This is a genomic window from Herbiconiux sp. VKM Ac-2851, assembly GCF_013205105.1.
Taxonomy (GTDB): Bacteria; Actinomycetota; Actinomycetes; order Actinomycetales; family Microbacteriaceae; genus Herbiconiux; species Herbiconiux flava.
The window spans coordinates 421,415-439,600 of sequence record NZ_JABMLJ010000002.1 but is presented as its reverse complement, the minus strand read 5'-3'; the positions used below and the strand labels follow the sequence as shown (position 1 = coordinate 439,600).

General features: G+C 70.3%; 16 protein-coding genes. 2 read left to right on the top strand and 14 right to left on the bottom strand.

Annotated features, from left to right (window positions below; all coding sequences use genetic code 11):
- Positions 1-19: 19 nt before the first annotated feature.
- On the top strand, positions 20-673 hold the full coding sequence (locus HQQ85_RS08755; RefSeq protein ID WP_173182138.1) for a heme oxygenase (biliverdin-producing): 654 nt from the start codon (positions 20-22) through the stop codon (positions 671-673).
- On the opposite strand, the gene HQQ85_RS08750 is transcribed toward HQQ85_RS08755, so the two are convergent.
- The 4 genes from HQQ85_RS08750 to HQQ85_RS08735 all read right to left on the bottom strand — a co-directional run bounded on the left by HQQ85_RS08750 (position 670) and on the right by HQQ85_RS08735 (position 9,081).
- Positions 670-2,712 (bottom strand): YhgE/Pip domain-containing protein, encoded by a 2,043-nt coding sequence (locus HQQ85_RS08750; RefSeq protein WP_173182137.1) that lies wholly within the window; start codon positions 2,710-2,712, stop codon positions 670-672. The genes HQQ85_RS08755 and HQQ85_RS08750 overlap by 4 nt on opposite strands.
- Positions 2,709-5,651: an MMPL family transporter gene (locus HQQ85_RS08745; RefSeq protein ID WP_173182136.1), complete on the bottom strand. Its 2,943-nt coding sequence runs from the start codon at positions 5,649-5,651 to the stop codon at positions 2,709-2,711. Before HQQ85_RS08745 ends, HQQ85_RS08750 begins: the two co-directional genes overlap by 4 nt.
- A 99-nt stretch (positions 5,652-5,750) precedes the next feature.
- Positions 5,751-7,751: a cell wall-binding repeat-containing protein gene (locus HQQ85_RS08740; protein WP_173182135.1), complete on the bottom strand. Its 2,001-nt coding sequence runs from the start codon at positions 7,749-7,751 to the stop codon at positions 5,751-5,753.
- Between the two features lie 40 nt (positions 7,752-7,791).
- On the bottom strand, positions 7,792-9,081 hold the full coding sequence (locus HQQ85_RS08735) for an ATP-dependent RecD-like DNA helicase (RefSeq protein ID WP_173182134.1): 1,290 nt from the start codon (positions 9,079-9,081) through the stop codon (positions 7,792-7,794).
- 57 nt (positions 9,082-9,138) lie between these two features.
- Here HQQ85_RS08735 and HQQ85_RS08730 point away from each other — a divergent pair, with 57 nt between their 5' ends.
- Positions 9,139-10,170: a hypothetical protein gene (locus HQQ85_RS08730; protein WP_173182133.1), complete on the top strand. Its 1,032-nt coding sequence runs from the start codon at positions 9,139-9,141 to the stop codon at positions 10,168-10,170.
- An 11-nt stretch (positions 10,171-10,181) separates the two neighbouring features.
- Here the strand turns inward: HQQ85_RS08730 and HQQ85_RS08725 are convergent, their stop codons facing one another.
- The 10 genes from HQQ85_RS08725 to HQQ85_RS08680 all read right to left on the bottom strand — a co-directional run bounded on the left by HQQ85_RS08725 (position 10,182) and on the right by HQQ85_RS08680 (position 18,153).
- Positions 10,182-12,149: a cytochrome c oxidase assembly protein gene (locus HQQ85_RS08725; protein WP_371741821.1), complete on the bottom strand. Its 1,968-nt coding sequence runs from the start codon at positions 12,147-12,149 to the stop codon at positions 10,182-10,184.
- A 154-nt stretch (positions 12,150-12,303) separates the two neighbouring features.
- The gene (locus HQQ85_RS08720) at positions 12,304-12,591 is read right to left on the bottom strand and encodes an HU family DNA-binding protein (protein WP_022897485.1); all 288 of its coding nucleotides are present in this window, start codon (positions 12,589-12,591) and stop codon (positions 12,304-12,306) included.
- A gap of 103 nt (positions 12,592-12,694) precedes the next feature.
- Entirely contained in the window at positions 12,695-13,000 is a 306-nt protein-coding gene (gene rpsN / locus HQQ85_RS08715) for a 30S ribosomal protein S14 (RefSeq protein ID WP_173182132.1), read from the bottom strand.
- 4 nt (positions 13,001-13,004) lie between these two features.
- Positions 13,005-13,172 (bottom strand): 50S ribosomal protein L33, encoded by a 168-nt coding sequence (gene rpmG / locus HQQ85_RS08710; protein WP_022897487.1) that lies wholly within the window; start codon positions 13,170-13,172, stop codon positions 13,005-13,007.
- Positions 13,172-13,408 carry a 50S ribosomal protein L28 gene (gene rpmB / locus HQQ85_RS08705; RefSeq protein WP_173182131.1) on the bottom strand — a complete coding sequence of 79 codons (237 nt, stop codon included), beginning with the start codon at positions 13,406-13,408 and terminating at the stop codon, positions 13,172-13,174. Before rpmB ends, rpmG begins: the two co-directional genes overlap by 1 nt.
- 146 nt (positions 13,409-13,554) lie before the next feature.
- Complete coding sequence (locus HQQ85_RS08700; protein WP_173182130.1) at positions 13,555-13,941, bottom strand: transcriptional repressor; 387 nt, start codon at positions 13,939-13,941, stop codon at positions 13,555-13,557.
- Positions 13,938-14,825 carry a metal ABC transporter permease gene (locus HQQ85_RS08695; RefSeq protein WP_173182129.1) on the bottom strand — a complete coding sequence of 296 codons (888 nt, stop codon included), beginning with the start codon at positions 14,823-14,825 and terminating at the stop codon, positions 13,938-13,940. The genes HQQ85_RS08700 and HQQ85_RS08695 overlap by 4 nt, the downstream gene beginning before the upstream one ends.
- The gene (locus HQQ85_RS08690) at positions 14,822-15,676 is read right to left on the bottom strand and encodes a metal ABC transporter ATP-binding protein (protein ID WP_371741820.1); all 855 of its coding nucleotides are present in this window, start codon (positions 15,674-15,676) and stop codon (positions 14,822-14,824) included. The genes HQQ85_RS08695 and HQQ85_RS08690 overlap by 4 nt, the downstream gene beginning before the upstream one ends.
- A 75-nt stretch (positions 15,677-15,751) precedes the next feature.
- The gene (locus HQQ85_RS08685) at positions 15,752-16,669 is read right to left on the bottom strand and encodes a metal ABC transporter solute-binding protein, Zn/Mn family (RefSeq protein WP_173182128.1); all 918 of its coding nucleotides are present in this window, start codon (positions 16,667-16,669) and stop codon (positions 15,752-15,754) included.
- Between the two features lie 62 nt (positions 16,670-16,731).
- On the bottom strand, positions 16,732-18,153 hold the full coding sequence (locus HQQ85_RS08680; RefSeq protein WP_173182127.1) for a dihydrolipoamide acetyltransferase family protein: 1,422 nt from the start codon (positions 18,151-18,153) through the stop codon (positions 16,732-16,734).
- Between the last annotated feature and the right edge of the window lie 33 nt (positions 18,154-18,186).

Here is an 18,186-nt window from a genome sequence, read left to right as displayed (position 1 = left end):
GACGGCTTGGACTGAACGCATGGCTGCAGTGATCCCCTTCTCGCAGGCGCTCCGCGAGCGCACCTGGACCGGACATTCCGACAGCGAGGGCGCCGGCTTCATGACGGATCTGATGAGCGGCAAGGGCTCGCGCGACGACTACATCGCGCTGGTGGCGCAGCACTTCTTCATCTACGAGTCGCTCGAGGCGGCCGCCGACCGGATGAAGAACGACCCCGTGGCGGCGGCGTTCATCTCGCCGAAGCTCACCCGGCTGCCCGCGATCGTCGAAGACCTGCGGTTCCTGATCGGCGACGACTGGCGCGAGCAGATCGTGCCGCTGCCCACCACTGCCCGCTACGTGCGGCGCATCGACGAGGTCGCGGCCACCTGGAACGGCGGCTTCATCGCCCACCACTACACGCGCTACCTCGGTGACCTCTCGGGCGGGCAGATCATCCGCACCCTGATGCAGCGCCAGTTCGGCTTCGAGACCAACGGCGTGGGCTTCTACCTCTTCGGCGACATCGCGAAGCCGAAGGAGTTCAAGGAGACCTACCGCACCCAGCTCGACGCGGTCAACTGGGACGCGGCGGAGCGGGAGCGGGTGATCGACGAGGTGCTCGTCGCCTACCGCTTCAACACCGAGCTGTTCCTCGACCTGGCTCAGGCCAAGGCCGCGCAGGTCGCCTAGGCGGTCGCCGCCCTGGCCCCCGCGGGAAGGGCCGGCTGGGAGGCGATGACCACGACATCGCGCGAACGCTGACGCGACGCCGCCACGAGGCTGAGGGCGAGACCGATCAGGCCGAACACGGCGAGCGCCATGGCGGCCCCGAGAACGGCGTCGAGGGAGCCGCCCGAGAGCAGGGCCTGGAGCCCCGTGATGGCGTTGGTCAGCGGCAGCAGCGACGCGAGCCCGGTGTAGAGCGACGAGCTCAACCCGGCCGGGACGATCACGGCCGCGGCGGCGACCTGCACCGCGAGCAGGGCGATCGAGAGCACCCGTCCGGTCTGGCCGAGCAGGGCGATCAGCCCCTGGTGCAGGGTGACGAACACGAGCGACATCAGCAGCGAGAACAGGATGCCACCGGCCAGCCGGGCCGGATCGACCCCGACGGCGAACAGCACCACGGCCACGACAGCGGCCTGCACCAGACCGAGCAGCGCGGCCGGGGCCAGCGCGGCCACGACAACCCGGAACGTCGAAGCCGTGGAGTCGAGAGCCCGGCGCGTGAACGGCGCCAGCAGGAGGTAGACGGCGAACGCGCCCAGCCAGAGCGCCAGCGGGATGACCACGGCGGCGATCGCGGCAGCGGGGGAGGGCGCCCCGCCCACGCTGGTCTGCGCGGTCAGGATGGGCTGCGTGACCACGGTCGCCAGCTGCGTCTGCTGGTCGGCGGTGTACGCCGGGATCTGGTCGGACCCCTCCTGCAGCTTGGTCGCGAGCTCCTGCGGGGCGGCGCTGAGCTGGTGCAGGCTGCCGCCGAGGTCGGAGGCGCCCTTGGCGGCGTCGCGGAGGCCACCCGTCAGCGTCACCATGCCGACGGCGAGCTTGCCCGCCCCGTCCGAGGCCAGGGCGAGATTGTCGGTCAGCTCCGGCACCTTGGCGGCGAACTGCGTCTGCGCCGCACTGAGTTCGGTCGTGAAGCCGTCGAGCGCCGTGACGCCGAGCGTGTCGAGACCGAGGCCGAGGGTGACGGTGAAGGACGCCACGCGGATGCCGGCGGCCTCGTCCTTCAGCGCGGTGAGCCGATCCTGGATCTCAGTCGGGGTGAGGGTGGGCACCTCGTCGCTGAGCGCCTGGATGCCCGCTTCCAGCGTCTTCTGGCGATCGTCGATCGCGAGGCTCGCCAGACTCTCCTGACCGAGGCGGTCCTTCAGCACCGTCATCGCCGAGGAGATCCCCGAGGACGCGGCAGCGAAGTCGTCCGCCGCCACCGGGAGCACGGCCGCTCCGGTGGAGAGCGCACTCAGACCGGTCGCCAGGCCCTGGACGCCCGTGGTGAGCGGCGCCGCTCCCTCGTCGACCGCCTTCGTGAGCCCGCCGGCGAGCTGATCGGCACCGGTGCCCGCCTGGTCGACGTAGCCTGCAATCTGGGTCGCCCCGCCCGCGGCCTGGGAGAGGCTGGTGCGCACCCCGCCGAAGGCCTCCAGCGACTTGGTGACGTAGCCCGAGGTGATCTGGCGGGAGACGGCGGCCTGGAGGTCGGTCGAGAGAGCGTCCGCGAGCAGCTGGGTGGCGTAGCTGCTGCCGGCGTCGGTCTGCACCTGCAGCGTCGACTGCACCGGGTTCGCGGTGCCGACCGACTGGAACGAGGCGCTGAAGTCTGAGGGGATCGTCACGACGGCGGCGAAGTCCCCGGATGCCAGGCCCGCCGAGGCGGTCTTCGCGTCGGTGAGGGTCCAGCTGAAGCCCGTGCCCGAGGTGCCGTCGGTGAGGTCGGTGGTCAGCAGCTTGCTGAACACGGCCTTCGACGTCGTCCCGTCCGCGGCCGTGACGTCGACGTACTCGTCCTCGTTCACCAGGGCGGCGGGCAGCAGGGGGGCGGTGCTCGAGGGGGAGTCGGCGGCGCTCGGCCCCGCCTCGGCTCCGGCCGGGCTCTGGAACGCGCTCACGGCCACGCCCGCGATCAGCAGCGGCGTGAGGACGGCGAGCCCGATGGCGATGCGGCGTCCGAGTGGGGAGACGGGCGCGGTGTCACCGCGGCGCACGAGGGATCGGAGGCTCGTCATGCGGTCACTTCTTCTCGAGGGGTGCTGTCGGTGGGGGAGGCCGGGGCGTCGTCGGTGGTGTCGGCCGGTGCGGTTTCGAGTGCCGCCGGTGCTGCCGGCGCGGCGAGCTCCTTCGCGGGCAGGTGCGCCGTCAGCTCGAGCCCCGGGGGAGCGGGGGAGAGGGCGAGCACCCGCACGGTCCGGCCGCTCAGCTCCAGCCGGGCGCCGTGGTGCGCCACGGCGAGGGTCGCGGCGAGCGGCAGGGCGTCGTGCAGCACGGCGAGCGCCCGCTGCAGCAGCGGGGTCGGGATGCCGGTGGCGTCGATCGCGACGAGCCGCGCCCGGGTGGTGGTCGCCACCGCGAGGCTCCGCAACCACTGCTCCGCGATGGGAGCTCCCCAGAGTTCGTCGAGCTCGATCCCGAGCTCGTGCTCGAGCCGGGCGAGCACGCCGGGGGCTCCGGACGGCAGCGCACCGGCCGAGTCCCCGAGCGACGCGTCGACGGGGCGCTGCACCAGCACCGAGCTCCGCCGCAGGGCCGCCGCGTGGAACGGCAGCGGCTGGTCGAGCACCCGCAGGTGCCCGCCCCGCAGCTCCTGCCGCCCGGCGAACGCGGCGACCACGGCCTCGGGGTGCGTCGACGACGCCCCCGTCACGAGCACGAGCTCGCCCGCCTCGGCGCGCAGCTCGAACGGCGCGGCCTCCGCGCCCACCACGACGGCTCCCGCGGCGGCGACGGCGAACGGCCGCCCCGCCTCGTCGAGCGGCCGCCACTCGGTGGCGGAGAGCAGCTCGCGCACGCCCTCACCCTCGAGGTCGACGTTCGGCAGGATGCGCCCGAGCCACGCGGGCAGCGCCCAGCCCCAGCGGCCCAGCAGGATCATCACCGCGGGGATGAACGTCATCCGCACCAGGAAGGCGTCGATGAAGACACCGGCCGCGAGGCCCAGCGCGATCGGCTGCAGCACCGCTCCGCCGCCGGGCACGAACGAGGCGAACACCGCGAACATGATCAGCGCCGCAGCGGTCACGACGCGCGCGGCGCCGATGAAGCCGTGCCGCACCGCGGTGTGCGGGTCGCCCGTCTTGACGAACTCCTCGCGCATCCGGGACACCAGGAAGACCTGGTAGTCCATCGCCAGGCCGAACAGCACGGCCATCAGGAGGATCGGGAAGAAGCTGATCACGGGCCCGACCTTGGCCACGCCGAGCACGTCGGCCAGCCACCCCCACTCGAACACCGCGGTGACGATGCCGAACGACGCGAACACCGACAGCAGGTAGCCGACGGTCGCCGTCACGGGCACGGCGAGCGAGCGGAACACGATGGTGAGCAGGATGATGCACAGCCCCACCACGACGATGCCGTAGGGCACCAGCGCGCTCTGCAGCCGCTCGGAGACGTCTATGCCGAGGGCGGTCTGCCCCGTCACCTGGTAGCCGAAGCCGTTCGCCTTCTCGAACGCCGGCTCGCTCGAGCGGATGCTCTGCACCAGGTTCTGGGTGGCAGTGCTGTCGGGCGCCGAATCGGGCGTGATCGAGACGATGAGCATGTCGGCCGTGGCGTTCGGCACCACCTGGCTCACCGACTGGACGTCGGCGAGGCCGCCGAACCGGTCCCCGAACGCGGTGATGGCGTCGCCGAGGTCGGCCGCGCCCACGGTCGAGACGTCGGCGGTCACGAGCAGCGGCCCGTTGAAGCCGGGACCGAAGCCCTCGTCGAGCAGGTCGTAGCCGGTGCGCGAGACCGAGCCCTCGGGGTTGTAGCCCGCATCCGGGAGCGTCAGGCGCATCGAGCCGACGGGCAGTGCGACGATCACGAGACCGATCACCACGACCGCGACGGTGATCACCGGCTTGGCCGTGACGATCGCCACCCAGCGGGCGCCGAGGGTGCGGTGCGTGCCCTCGGCCGCCAGCTCCCGCTTGGCCGAGCGCGAGGTCGGCTTCGGCACCAGCGTGCGGCCGAACAGGCCCAGGATGGCCGGCAGCAGCGTGAGGGCCACGAGAACCGCCACGACCACGGCCACCGCGGCGCCGAGACCCATCACGGTGAGGAACGGGATCTGCACGACCGCGAGGCCGAGGAGCGCGATCACGACGGTGAGGCCGGCGAAGACCACCGCGCTGCCGGCCGTGGAGGTCGCGACGGCCGCCGACTCCTTCGGATCCATGCCGCGGATGAGCTGGGCCCGGTGCCGCGAGACGATGAACAGGGCGTAGTCGATGCCCACCGCGAGGCCGAGCATGGTCGCGAGCAGCGGAGCGGTCGAGGAGACGTCGGCGAACGCCGTCGACAGCACGATCAGCGAGTACGCGACGACCACCCCGATCACGGCGGTGACGAGGGGCATCCCGGCGGCGAGCAGCGAGCCGAAGGTGATCAGCAGCACGACGAAGGCCACGGCGAGGCCGATCAGCTCGGTGTCGGCGGCGGCCGTGCTGACATCGGTGAGGCCGGAGTACGCGACGGTCATCCCACCCGTCGCAGCCGTCTCGGCGGCGGCCTTCAGCGCGGTCGCATCGGCCGCGGTGAAGTCGGAGCTCGCCACCGTCAGCTGCACCGTGCTGAAGGCGAGGCGGCCCGAGTAGTCACCGGAGTCGGAGACCTGGCCCGTCACGTTCTCGTCGAAGGGACCGCTCACCCCGACCACGTCGGGGGACGCCTTCATCGCCTCGTCGGCCGCCGCGATCTGCGACTCGAAGTCCTGGATGCTCGACCCCTCCGGCACCTCGAAGATGACGCGCACCGAGCCGCCCGCGGCCTGGGGGAAGCGCTGGTCGAGCATGTCGATCGCCTGCTGCGACTCGGTGCCCGGGATCTCGAACGCGGAGGCGAACGACTTCTGCAGCAGCTGCCCGCCGCCGACGATGAGCACGAGCAGAACGATCCAGCCCACGATGACGACGATGCTCCGCCGTGCGGCGAACCGGCCGATGCGATACAGCACAGTTGCCATGGTGAACCCCCTCGCCGCAAGGCTATCGGCGCTCCCTCGCCCGCGCGGGGCCGCACCCGCCCCAGTAAGGGGGGGCCGACCACGAGCCCCGCCCCCGCGTCAGCGCAGATGGCCCTTCAGCTTGTCCATCGTCGCCGCGCTGATCGCCGCCGGGCCGCCGAGCACGACGATGCGCGACGGCCTTAGGCGGTCGAGCTCGTCGACGGTGGCCTGGGGGAGCGAGTCCCGTCTGGCCAGCAGCACGGGAGCCCAGGTCGTGACCGCGGCCGGCGACCCGGCCAGGGCGTCGGGGAAGGTCTCGCCCGAGGCGATGAAGACCGTGTCGGTGCGCACCACGGGGAAGGACTCGTGCGAGATGGCAGCGGAGACCGCGAAGCGGTCGGCCCCCGACAGCCGGCTCGTCGGCGCGATCAGGCGCAGTTCCGACTCGGCCTCTCCCGACACGGCCGCCTGCCCCCCGAGCAGCACGATGCGATCGGGCTTCAGTCGCCTGAGCTCGGCCGTGACCGCGGCGGGAACCCCGTCCCTCCTCGTGAGCAGCATCGGGGCCCCGTCGAGGCCGGCCGCTGCTCCGCCCGCCAGCGCATCGGGGAAGGCGGCACCGGACGCGACGAAGGCGACCGTCGGATGCTCTGCGAACGTCTCGGCCGAGACCGCCGCCGAGACCTCGAACCGATCGGCGCCCCCGATCCGATCGACCTTCGGGGCGAAGGCCTTCAGCGCTGCGAGCACTCCGTCGGAGACCGCGAGACTCCCCCCGAGCACGACGATCCTCGCCGGCCGCAGCCGGCGGAGTTCGGCGGCGACGACGGCCGGCACGTCGTCAGGGGCCACGAGGAGCACCGGTCCGCCGTCTGCGGCGGCAGCAGCCCCTCCCGACAGAGCATCGGGAAAGGCCGCCCCGGAGGCGATGTATGCCACGGGCACACCGGGCGCGAAGGTCTGCCGCGACACCTCGGCCGCCGTGCCGTAGCGGTCGGCGCCGCCCTGTCGCTCGATCGTCGACGTGCGGGAGCGTCCCGAGGCGACGACGGCGATCGACCCGGTGGGCCAGCTCAGCACGTAGGCCGTCGACGTCGATTCGTCCACGGCGACGGCCGACGGGCGCGGCCCTGTTCCATATCGCCCGCCCTGCTCCAGGATCGTCAGCACCCGGCCCGCCGTCGCGTCGATCACGCTGACGGTCTCGCCCTCGAGGTTCATGACGTAGACCAGCTGCGACGAGGAGTCGATCGCGATCGACATCGGGCCCGATCCGACAGGAACGGTGCCCACCGCGACGTCACGCGCGGTGTCGATGATCGAGACCGTTTGGGTTGTGTAGTCGGCGGTGTAGGCGCGATGCCGTATCGCATCGACGGCTATGTCACGGGGGAAGCCCCCGATGCCCGCGGTGATCGTCGATGACGCCTTGCCGGAGAGCGTGTCGAACACGGACACCGTGCCCGCACCGGAATCGATGACGTAGCCCTTGTGCAGCCCCGGATCGATCGCCAGGTCGGACGCGTCCGCGGTCACCCCGCCGAATTCGTCGATCGCTCCGATCACCTGCAGCGACACCGTGTCGACCACCGAGATGAAATCGGCGGCCAGGTTCAGGACGTAGGCGCGATGAGCGATGGGATCGACCGCCACGTGGTGGGCACGCAGGGTCTGACCCGGCTGCGCGAGCTCGATCCGCTCGATCACCGCATTGCTCGTCACGTCGATGACGGTCACCGTGTCGTCGCTCTCGTCGGCCACGAACACCCGCCCGATGCTCGAGTCGATCCCGATTCCCGAGGGATACCTGCCGGGACTGCCCTCCGGTCCCGTCGCGATGGACGTCGTGAAGCGCCGGCTCGTCGTGTCGAACACCGAGACGCCGTTCACCCCGTCGCCGGTCAGGTACAGCTGACGGCTGACCGGGTCGACGGCGAGCTCGTCACCTGCCTTCGGCCCGTGCGGCACCGTGATGGTGTCGCGCACGAACGGCACGGCACCGAGGCTCACGGCACCGAGGCTCACGACACCGGGGCTCTCGGCCGCCGCACCCGGTGCGGCGCCGGCGGCCAGCAACGCGGCCACCAGCACGATCACGATTCGAGGGCGTACGGTCATGGACCCACACTACCCGAGGATTCCTCAGAGAGGAAGAAGATCAGGCGCGGGCGGCGGCCGCCTCGTCGCGGCGGCGCCGCATGAAGGCCTGCACGGCCGGGTCGACGATGATGTCGGAGGGGCGGAGCGGCCGGCTGAGGTAGAGGCCCTCGAGCGAGGTGAGCCGCGAGAGCGCCACATAGGTCTGGCCGGGGCTGAACACGCGGGCCCCTAGGTCGACCACGGCCTCGTCGTACGTCTGCCCCTGCGACTTGTGGATGGTGACCGCCCAGGCCAGGCGCAGCGGGAACTGGGTGAACTCGCCGATCACCTCCTTGCTGAGCTTCTTCGACTCGGGAGCGTAGGAGTAGCGGTGCTTCTCCCAGGCCACCGGGTCGACCTCGTGCACCTCGCCGTCGACCTCGACCCACACCGTCGAGGAGATCTTCGTCACGGTGCCCACCGTGCCGTTGACCCAGCGCTGATCGGCGTCGTTGCGGAGGAACATCACCTGCGCGCCCACCTTGAGCTCGAGGTTCAGGTCGGCCGGGTAGGCGCGACCCCCGAAGTCGCCGCTGATCTCGGCCTTGGCGCTGAGCACCCGGCCGGGCAGCCGGCCGAGGGCCGTCTGGTTGATGCGGTTGACCGCGTCATTGCGGGTCGCCAGGGTGATGGCGGTGTCGGGCGCGGGGGAGCGGGCGCCCGTGGCGTTCAGCACGTCGGCGATCTCCTTCGTGACCATGCCGAAGCGCACCGCGTTCAGCATGTGCTTGAACTCGTCGTCGTGCTGGCGGTGGATCTCGGTCAGCTCGACGATCTCGAGCTCCGTCTCTTCCCACACCTTGGCGTCGAAGAACCACATCGAGCGGTAGTGGTCGGCGAAGTAGGCGCGCTCCTCGCCGTCTCCCGGCACGGGGGCCAGCTGGTAGGGGTCGCCGAACAGCACGACCTGCACCCCGCCGAACGGCTCCGCCTTGCGGCCCCGCGCCTGCCGGAGCGAGCGGTCCATCGCATCCATCAGGTCGGCGTTGACCATCGACACCTCGTCGATCACGAGGGTGTCGATGGTGTTGAGGAGCTTGCGCACCTCGGCGTTCTGCTCGATCTCGCTGTCGGCGATGACGCCGATCGGCAGCCGGAAGAGCGAGTGGATGGTCTGACCGCCCACGTTCAGGGCGGCGACGCCCGTGGGGGCCGAGATGACGAGCTGCTTCTCGGTGTTCCACGAGAGGTGGTTCAGCAGGGTCGACTTGCCGGTACCGGCCCGGCCGGTGACGAAGACGTGCTTGCGGGTGCCCTCGATCAGCTCGAACACGCGCTGCTGCTCGGCGGAGAGAGTGGGCCTGGCCATCCCTCCAATCTACCCGCCGCCCGGAGCGGTCTCCCGGCTCCCGCCTAAACTGTGCACATGGATGCGGGAGGTGTGGACAGGCGCGAGGCCCTGCACCGATCGATCGTGATCTGGGTGGGCCTGTTCGTGCTCACGATCGCCGCCCTCGTGTCGGCCGTGGGCATCCTGAACCGCGAGCTGTTCAGTGCCAGCACCTTCGTGCGGCTCTACCTCGAGGCCCTCGCCGAGCACGACGTGCCCGGCGCCCTCGCGACCCCCGGCGTCAAGCTCACGAGCGGCGACGAGGCCGGCACCGGCGAGGCGGCTCTGGTGACCCCGGATGCGCTCGGCGGCATCACGGGCATCAGCGAGGTCAGCGACACCGAGATCATCCCCGGTCGCCACCGCATCGTCTACTCCTACACGCTGACCGGCACCGGCGAGCAGCAGGTCGAGGGCCAGACCGAGTTCGACGTGGTGCAGACGGGCACGAGCTGGCTGGTCTTCCCCGAGTGGGAGTTCCTGCGCTCGCCCACCGCCCGGGCCGAGGTCACCGTCTCGCACGCGAGCACCTTCACCGCCGGCACGGTGCAGGTGTCGGCCGGCGACGCGGGCGCGTTCCGGGCCAATCGCAGCTACGACCTGCTGGTGCCGAGTCTGACGGTGCTCGGCCACACCTCGCACTACCTCGGCGCCTACCCGTCCAAGCTCGTCGCGACCAGCACCGGCAGCTCGGTCAGCGCCATCGTCGACGTGCAGCCCACCACGCGCTTCCTCGACGAGGTGCAGACGACGGTGCACGACTTCCTGGCCGACTGCGCCACCGAGACGCTCCTCTATCCTCCGGGCTGCCCGTTCGGGCTGGAGGTCGACGACCGCATCGTCTCCGAGCCCGACTGGTCGATCGAGACCTTCCCCGCGCTGACGATCATCGCCGGGCAGGACAGCTGGGTGGTACCGACGGCGTCGGGCAGCGCGCACGTGCGGGTGGACATCCGCTCGCTCTTCGACGGCACGGTCACCACGATCGACCGCTCGATCCCCTACGACGTGACCTTCGCGCTGGGCATCGAGCCCGACGGCGCGATCCAGTTCGCGCCGCGCGGCTGACATTCGGGCGTCTAGCGCGCCGTGTCCTTCTCGGCGAGGCGCTCGAGCATCGCGTTGTACTCACCGAGCTCGGCCTCGTTCGTGCGGTCGGCGTTGCGGTCGCGTCGCTTCGTCTCCTTCTTGTCGACGCGGCTCCACTGGATCGCGACGATCAGGGCGAGCGTGAAGGTCGGGATCTCGCCGATGCTCCAGGCGATGCCGCCGCCGTTCTGCTGGTCCTGCAGCGCGCTCGGGCCCCAGTCGCGGCCGGTGGCGCCGAACCAGTCGGCGAGCAGCAGCCCCGTGCCCTCCATCAGGGCGAGCCCGAAGAAGGCGTGGAACGCCATCGTGCCGAGCAGGAGCAGCAGCCGGAACGGGTACGGCAGCTTGTACGGCACCGGGTCGACGCCGATCAGGGCCTGCACGAAGAGGTAGCCGACGATCAGGAAGTGCACGATCATCCACTCGTGACCGAAGTGGTTCTCGGTCGCCCAGCGGAACAGCGGCGTGTAGTAGAAGGTGACGAGGCTGGTGGCGAAGAGCACGCCCGCCACGACCGGGTTCGCGATCACCGTGGCGACCTTGGAGTGCACCGCGAGCAGCACCCACTCGCGGACGCCCCGGCTGCCGTCGCCGCGCTTCTTCACGGCCCGCAGCACGAGCGTGACGGGCGCAGCGGGCACGAGCAGCAGCGGCACCATCATGCTGAGCGTCATGTGACCGAACATGTGCGCGCTGAAGAGGAACTTCTCGTAGACGTTGAGGCCGCCGTTGGTGACGTAGAAGAGCAGCAGGATGCCCGCGATCCAGAGCACGGTGCGATACCAGGGCCACCGGTCGCCGCGGCGGCGCAGGCGCAGCACCCCGGCGACGTAGAAGAAGATCGCGAAGGCGCAGACGAGCACCCAGATCAGGTCGAAGTTCCACTGGGTGAGGAAGTTGCCGACCGTCAGCTCGGGGGGCAGCTTCTCGCCGGTGAGGATCTGCGCGGCGGTCTGGGTCTCGGGCACCTCCTGCGGCACCGGGGTGGCGGTGCGGGCGAGGGCGGCGGCGAAGCCGGTGGCGATGCCCATGAAGCCGAGCTCGGCGACGACGAGCCACCAGAAGTGCCGGCGCCGCTCGGTCGTGCCGAGCTTGCCGATGACGTAGCGGCGGTGCAGGGCCCCGATCAGACCGAGGGCGAGCAGCGCGCCCACCTTGACCAGCACCAGGATGCCGTAGGGCGTGAGCAGCCGGTCGAGCGAGCCGACCCGCAGCTCGGCGCTGACGTAGCCGGAGGCCGCGACCACGACGAAGCAGACGATCGCCACCGTCGAGTAGCGGGCGACGACGTCGACGAGCACCGGCGTGGTCAGCTGCCGGCTGAGCAGCACGATGACCACGAGCCCGCCGAGCCAGGCCGCGGCGAAGACGAGGTGCAGGCCGAGCGCGGTGATGGCGGCGTCGTGGCCGTCGACACCCGCGGCGTGTCCCTGCTGGGCCATGGGCACCAGGCAGACGACGGCGACCAGGCCGACGAACACGAGCGCGGTGTGGTTGCGCACGGCGAAGCACAGCACGGTGACGACCGCGCCGAGCAGCGTGGTCTGCAGCCAGGCCTGACCGAGCTCGATCTGGGTGAGGAACTGCCCGAGACCCTGGCTGAACGCGTCGTCGAAGCTGAGGGCGCGAGCGGTGACGCTGAGGTAGCTGAAGAAGCCCGTGAGCGCCGCCGCCACGGTGAACAGGCCGGCGGATGCGGCGGCCACGTCGAGGGCACGACTCCAGGCCGGGCTCGAGGGCGGGATGGCGAAGACCACCAGGCCGATGGCACCGATCATGCCGGCGGCCGAGATGTTGACGAGCGTCGAGGTGATCGGCAGCCCGAACCGCACGACGGGCCCGGGATCCTCGAGCAGCTGCGGTGCGGCGCCACCGCCGATGGCGAGGGCGATCAGGAGGGCCGCGAAGGCCGCCACCACCAGAACGGCGGGGCCTGACACGCGGACGACTCTCAGCACCCATCCACTGTACGCGCGTCGGCCTGGGCCTTTGCCGGAACGGCCGGAACGGAGTCGACGGAGTAAACGGAGGCAGCAGCCGAGACGCCGGGTGCGTTAACAGCGGAAGGGCGGCGGCCGAAGCCGTCGCCCTTCTGAGCTGGTGGTGAAGCGACTACTTGGCAGCAGCCTTCAGCTTCGAACCGGCCGAGATCTTGACCGAGTGACCGGCCGGGATCTCGATGGTGGCGCCGGTCTGCGGGTTGCGGCCGGTGCGAGCGGCGCGCGAGGTGCGCTCGACGGCGAGCCAGCCCGGGATCGTGACCTTGGTGCCCGAGGCGACCGAGTCGGCCAGCGTCGAGAAGAGAGCGTCGAGCACCTCGTTGACGGAAGCCTGCGTCTGGCCGGAAGCGGCGGCGACGGCTGCGACGAGCTCGGTCTTGTTGAGTGACTTGTCAGCCATTTAAGGTGTCCTCCTCGGACCTCTTCGCTACCTGGGTAGCTCTTTCAGTGGAACGGTCCCGGCCACAGGGCCAGTTCGGTTGGTCGGTACGACCGTGGGTAATTTACCAGCTGGACTTCGTAATGCCCGGCAATTCGCCCCGGTGCGCCATGTCGCGGAAGCGGACACGGCTGATTCCGAACTTGCTGAGGTTTCCGCGGGGGCGGCCGTCGACGGCGTCGCGGTTGCGCACGCGGATCGGCGACGCGTTGCGCGGCAGCTTCTGCAGGCCGAGGCGGGCGGTCTCGCGCTCCTCGTCGGTGGAGGTCGGGCTGACCAGGGCCTTCTTCAGCTCGAGGCGCTTCGCGGCGTACCGCTCCACGATGACCTTGCGCTGCTCGTTCTTGGCGATCTTGCTCTTCTTAGCCATGTGTTTACCGCTCCTCTCGGAAGTCGACGTGCTTACGGATGACCGGGTCGTACTTCTTCAGCACGAGACGGTCGGGGTCGTTGCGACGGTTCTTCTTGGTCACGTAGGTGTAACCGGTGCCCGCCGTCGAGCGGAGCTTGATGATGGGACGGACGTCCTGCTGCTTTGCCATTAGATCTTCTCCCCACGAGCGAGGAGGTCCTTGACGACCGACTCGATTCCACGAGCATCGATGACCTTGATGCCCTTCGCCGACAGGGTCAGCGTGACGTTACGGCGAAGCGAAGGCACGTAGTACTTCTTCTTCTGCACGTTCGGGTCGAAGCGGCGATTGGTGCGCCGGTGCGAGTGCGAGATGTTGTGACCGAAGCCGGGAACGGCTCCTGTCACCTGGCAGACTGCTGCCATTGCTTCCTCCATTTGGTTACCGTGAGACGACCGTCTCACCCAAGATGACTTGTCGACAGGCCCGCCTCGTGACGGCCCCGCAGAGGGCGGAGGATTCCACCCAACCTCGCTAGCTTACACCATCGCCCGACGGGCGCCGAGAGCGGTCAGGGGGTGGGCACGCAGGCCGAGCAGAAGCCGAAGATGTCGACGACATGCTCGGGGCGGCTGAAGCCGTGCAGCGTGGCCGTCTTCTGCGCCCACGACTCGACCTCGTCGGCCTCGATCTCGACCGTGAGACCGCAGCTGCGGCAGATCAGGTGGTGGTGGTGCGCGAGCGAGCAGGCGCGGTAGAGCGCCTCACCCTCTGGCGACTGCAGCGAGTCGGCCTCGCCCTCCTGGGCGAGATCGGAGAGGGCGCGGTAGACGGTCGCCAGACCGATCTGCGAGCCCGAGTTCTTCAGGGAGGAGTGCAGGCTCTGCGCGCTGACGAAGCCCATCTGGGTTCCCAGGGCGCTCCGCACCGCCTCGCGCTGCCAGGTGTTCCTCTTCACTGCATCACCGTCCTCGTGTTCAACGGTACCCGCCCCGACAGGCCCCGACGTCGTCGCCGCCAGGACACCAGGCGGCAGATCAGGTAGATCGCGAACGAGATGGTGGTCACGTAGGGGCTGATCGGCACCGAGGCGCCGAGCGCGAGCATGATCCCGCCGACGAGCGACAGCACGGCGAACAGCGTGCTGAGCAGCGGCACGACGACGGGCGACGACGAGAGCCGCAGCGCGGCGGCGGCGGGTGTGACGAGGATCGAGAGCACCAGCAGCGAGCCGACGATCTGCACCGAGACCGCGACGGCGAGCCCGAGCAGCAGCATGAACACGATCGACAGTCCGCGCACGGGCACGCCTCGGGCGGAGGCGACGTCGGCGTCGGCGCTGGCGAAGGTGAGCGGCCGCCAGACGAGCAGCAACCCGAGCACCACGACGATCGAGATGGCGATCAGCGAGTTCAGCCGCGGGTCGTCGACGGCGACGATCTGCCCGGTCAGCAGCCCGAACTTGTTCGCCGATCTGCCGGGGTAGAGCGAGAGGCAGAGGATGCCGAGCCCCAGCCCGAACGGCATCAGCACCGCGATGATCGAGTTGCGGTCGCGCGCCCGCGAGCCGAGCAGCCCGATGATCAGCGAGGCGATCAGCGAACCGATGATCGAGCCCTCCACCACCCCGATGCCGAACAGCAGCCCGGCCGCGGCGCCGGCGAACGAGAGCTCGCTGATGCCGTGCACCGCGAACGCCATGTCGCGCGACATCACGAAGACGCCGATCAGGCCGCCCACGACGCCGAGCACCGCGCCCGCGATGATCGAGTTGCGCAGCAGTACCACGAGCTCGCCGTAGTTCGCGAAGTTGAAGACCTCCGACCAGATGTCGCCGTTCACGGCAGCCCTCCGAGGAGCCCGGGGGAGGGCCGGTGGTCGTGGTCGTCGTGGTGCGCGAGCTGGTCGTCCGGATGCCCGTGGGCCCCGTCGGGCGTGCCGACGACGATCACCCGTCCGTGCGTGCGGATCACGTCGACCCGCGAGCCGTAGAGCTCGCTCAGCACCTCCGAGCGCAGAACCTCCTCCGGCGTCCCGATCCGGAAGCCGCCGCCGGCAAGGTACAGCACCCGGTCGACCATGTCGAGGATCGGGTTGATGTCGTGGGTGACGAAGAGCACTCCGAAGTCGCGCTCCCGCCGTTGCCGGTCGATCAGCTCGCTGACGGCGCGCTGGTGGGTGAGGTCGAGCGAGAGCAGGGGCTCGTCGCAGAGCAGCAGCCGGGGTTCCCCGGCGAGCGCCTGGCCGATGCGCACCCGCTGCTGCTCGCCGCCCGAGAGGGTGCCCACGCCGACGTTCGCGTAGTCGGTGGCGCCGACGGCCTCCAGCAGGGCGTCGACCTCGCGGCGACGGGCCGCGGAGGGAAGGGGCACGCCCCAGCGGTGACCGGAGAGGCCGAGGGCCACGAGGTCGCGGGCGCGCAGCGGGGTGCCGTCGTCGGCGAGCTTCTGCTGCGGCACGTAGCCGATTCGACGGTCGCCGCGCCGGCCGGGAGACCCGAGGAACGACACCGACCCGCCGCTCAGCCGCTGCTGTCCGAGGATGACCTTCAGCAGGCTCGACTTGCCCGAGCCGTTCGACCCGAGCACGGCGATGAACTCGCCCGGCTGCACGTCGAGGTCGAGCCCCGACCAGAGGGTGCGGGGCCCGAACGCGAGGCTCGCGTCGCGCAGGGTCAGCACCGGGTCGGTCACCTTGACACCCTACTGCCGTGGGCGCGGGGGCCCGCCGTTGGGCACCCGGCCGACCGGCGCCAGGCCGAGCGGCGCCTAGCCGAGGGCGTCGGACACCGCCTTCAGGTTCGCCGTCATCCACTCGACGTAGTCGACGCCGTCGGGGAGGGTCTCGGTGACCGGCACCGCCGGGATGCCGTTCTTCTCCGCGGCCTCGAGCACCGCATCCGTCTGCGGGCCGCCGGTCTGCTCGTTGTAGACCAGCACGTCGATGCTCTTGTCGTCGAACAGCGCGAGGGTCTCGTTCAGCACCAGCGGCGGCACGTCGGTGTCCTCCTCGATGGCCTCGCTGAACTCGTCGGGCGTCTTGTTCGTCAGGCCTGCCGCGTCGAGCAGGTACAGCGGCACCGGCTCGGTGATGGCGACGCCGGCGCCCTCGTGCGCCGAGGCGATGTCGGCCTCGCCGCTCTCGAGTGTGGCGAGCTGCTGCTTGAGCTCCTCGCCGTTGGCCGAGAAGGCGGATGCGCTGCCCTCGTCGAGCGCACTCAGCTCGCTCACCAGCTGATCGACCAGCTTCTGCATCGTGGGGAAGTCGTACCAGAGGTGCTCGTTGAACTCGCCCTCGGCCGGCTCGGTGTCGTAGCCCGAGATGTCGGTGACGTTCAGCACGGTGGCGGCGGAGTTGTCGGCGGCCGAAAGCATCGTGTCGACGAAGTCGTCGTAGCCGCCGCCGTTCTCGATCACGAGCTGCGCCTTGGAGAGCGAGAGCTGGTTCTGGCCGTCGGCCTGGTACTCGTGCGGATCCTTGTCGGGGCTGTCGATGATCGAGGTCACCGTGGCGGCGTCGCCGGCCACGGCCTCGGCGATGCTGCCGTAGACGTTGGTGGAGGCGACGATGCTGATGCCGTCGGAGGACGTGGCGGTGGTGTCGGCCGACGAGCCGGACGAGCATCCGGCCAGGCCGAGGGCGAGCACCGCGGAGGACGCGAGGACAGGGAGGAGTCGGGAGGTCACAGCCCCACACTATTGATAGTGATTATCAATAGCAAATCAGCCGGGCGGTGCAGTGCCTCGGCTCAGTCGAGCAGCAGCGCGGGCTCCTCGAGGATCGAGGCCACGTCGGCCACGAACCGGCTCGCCACGTCGCCGTCGACCACGCGGTGGTCGAAGCTCGCGCCCACGGTGGTGACGAAGCGCGGGCGCACCTCGCCGTCGACGACCCAGGGGCGCTGCTTGATGGTGCCGAGGGCCACGATGCCGACCTCGCCGGGGTTCAGGATGGGGGTGCCCGTGTCCATGCCGAAGACGCCGATGTTGGTGATGGTGATGGTGCCGTCGGCCATGTCGGCGGGGGAGGTGCGGCCCTCCCGCGCGGTCAGCGTGAGCTGCTCGAGCGACTCGGCGAGGGTGCGCATCGACATGTCCTGCGCATCCTTGATGTTCGGCACGATCAGGCCGCGCGGCGTGGCAGCGGCGATGCCGAGGTTCACGTAGTTGCGCACGATGATCTCCTTCTCGGTGAACGCCGAGTTGACCATGGGGTTGCGCTGCACCGCCCAGATGATGGCCTTCGCCATGATCAGGAGCGGGGAGATCTTGACGCCCGTGAAGTCGGCCGAGGCCTTCAGCCGCTTGACGTAGTCCATCGTGCGGGTGGCGTCGACGTCGACGAAGAGGCTCACGTGCGGGGCGGTGAACGCACTCGCGACCATCGCCTTCGCGATCTGCTTGCGCATGCCCTTGACGGGGATGCGCTCCTCCCGCTCGGGCGCCCACTGGGGTGTCTCGATGTTGTGGAACACCTTCGCCTGCTCGGCGTGCCGCACGACGTCGTCGCGCGTGATGTCGCCGATCAGCCCGGTGGGGGTGACCTCGTTGAGGTCGACCCCGAGGTCCTTCGCGAGCTTCCGGATGGGCGGCTTCGCGATCACGGGGAGCCCCGGGATGGGCTGCTGCACCCGGGCGACCCGCTCGGCCGGACGGGTGCCCTCACGGGTCTCGCCGATGGCCGGGATGGCGCTCGTGCTGCGGCGCGAGGAGCGGCGGCTGGCGACGTGGCCCTTGATGCCGTAGCCGACGAGCACCGCTCCGGGCTTCTCCTCCGCGCCCGGTCGCTCGGCGGTGGCCGTGCGCTCGGCGGTGGCCACCATCGACTCGGTCTCGGTGAGGTCGGCCGAGGGCACCACGCGGATGGGGGCGGGCGGAGCATCCTGAATCGGCGCCGCCGAGCCCGGCGCCGCCGAACCCGTGGGGGCCGCGGCACCCGACGACACCGTGATGATGGGCGTGCCGACCTCGACGGTGGTGCCCTCCTCGACCAGCACGCTCTCGACCGTGCCCGCGAACGGGGACGGCAGCTCGACGAGCGACTTGGCGGTCTCGATCTCGACGATCACCTGGTTCACCGTGACGGTGTCGCCGGGGGCGACCTTCCACGAGACGATCTCGGCCTCGGTGAGGCCCTCGCCGACATCGGGGAGGTTGAACTGCGACGACATGGGTTCTCCTGACGTACCTGGTCGGATGCGGAT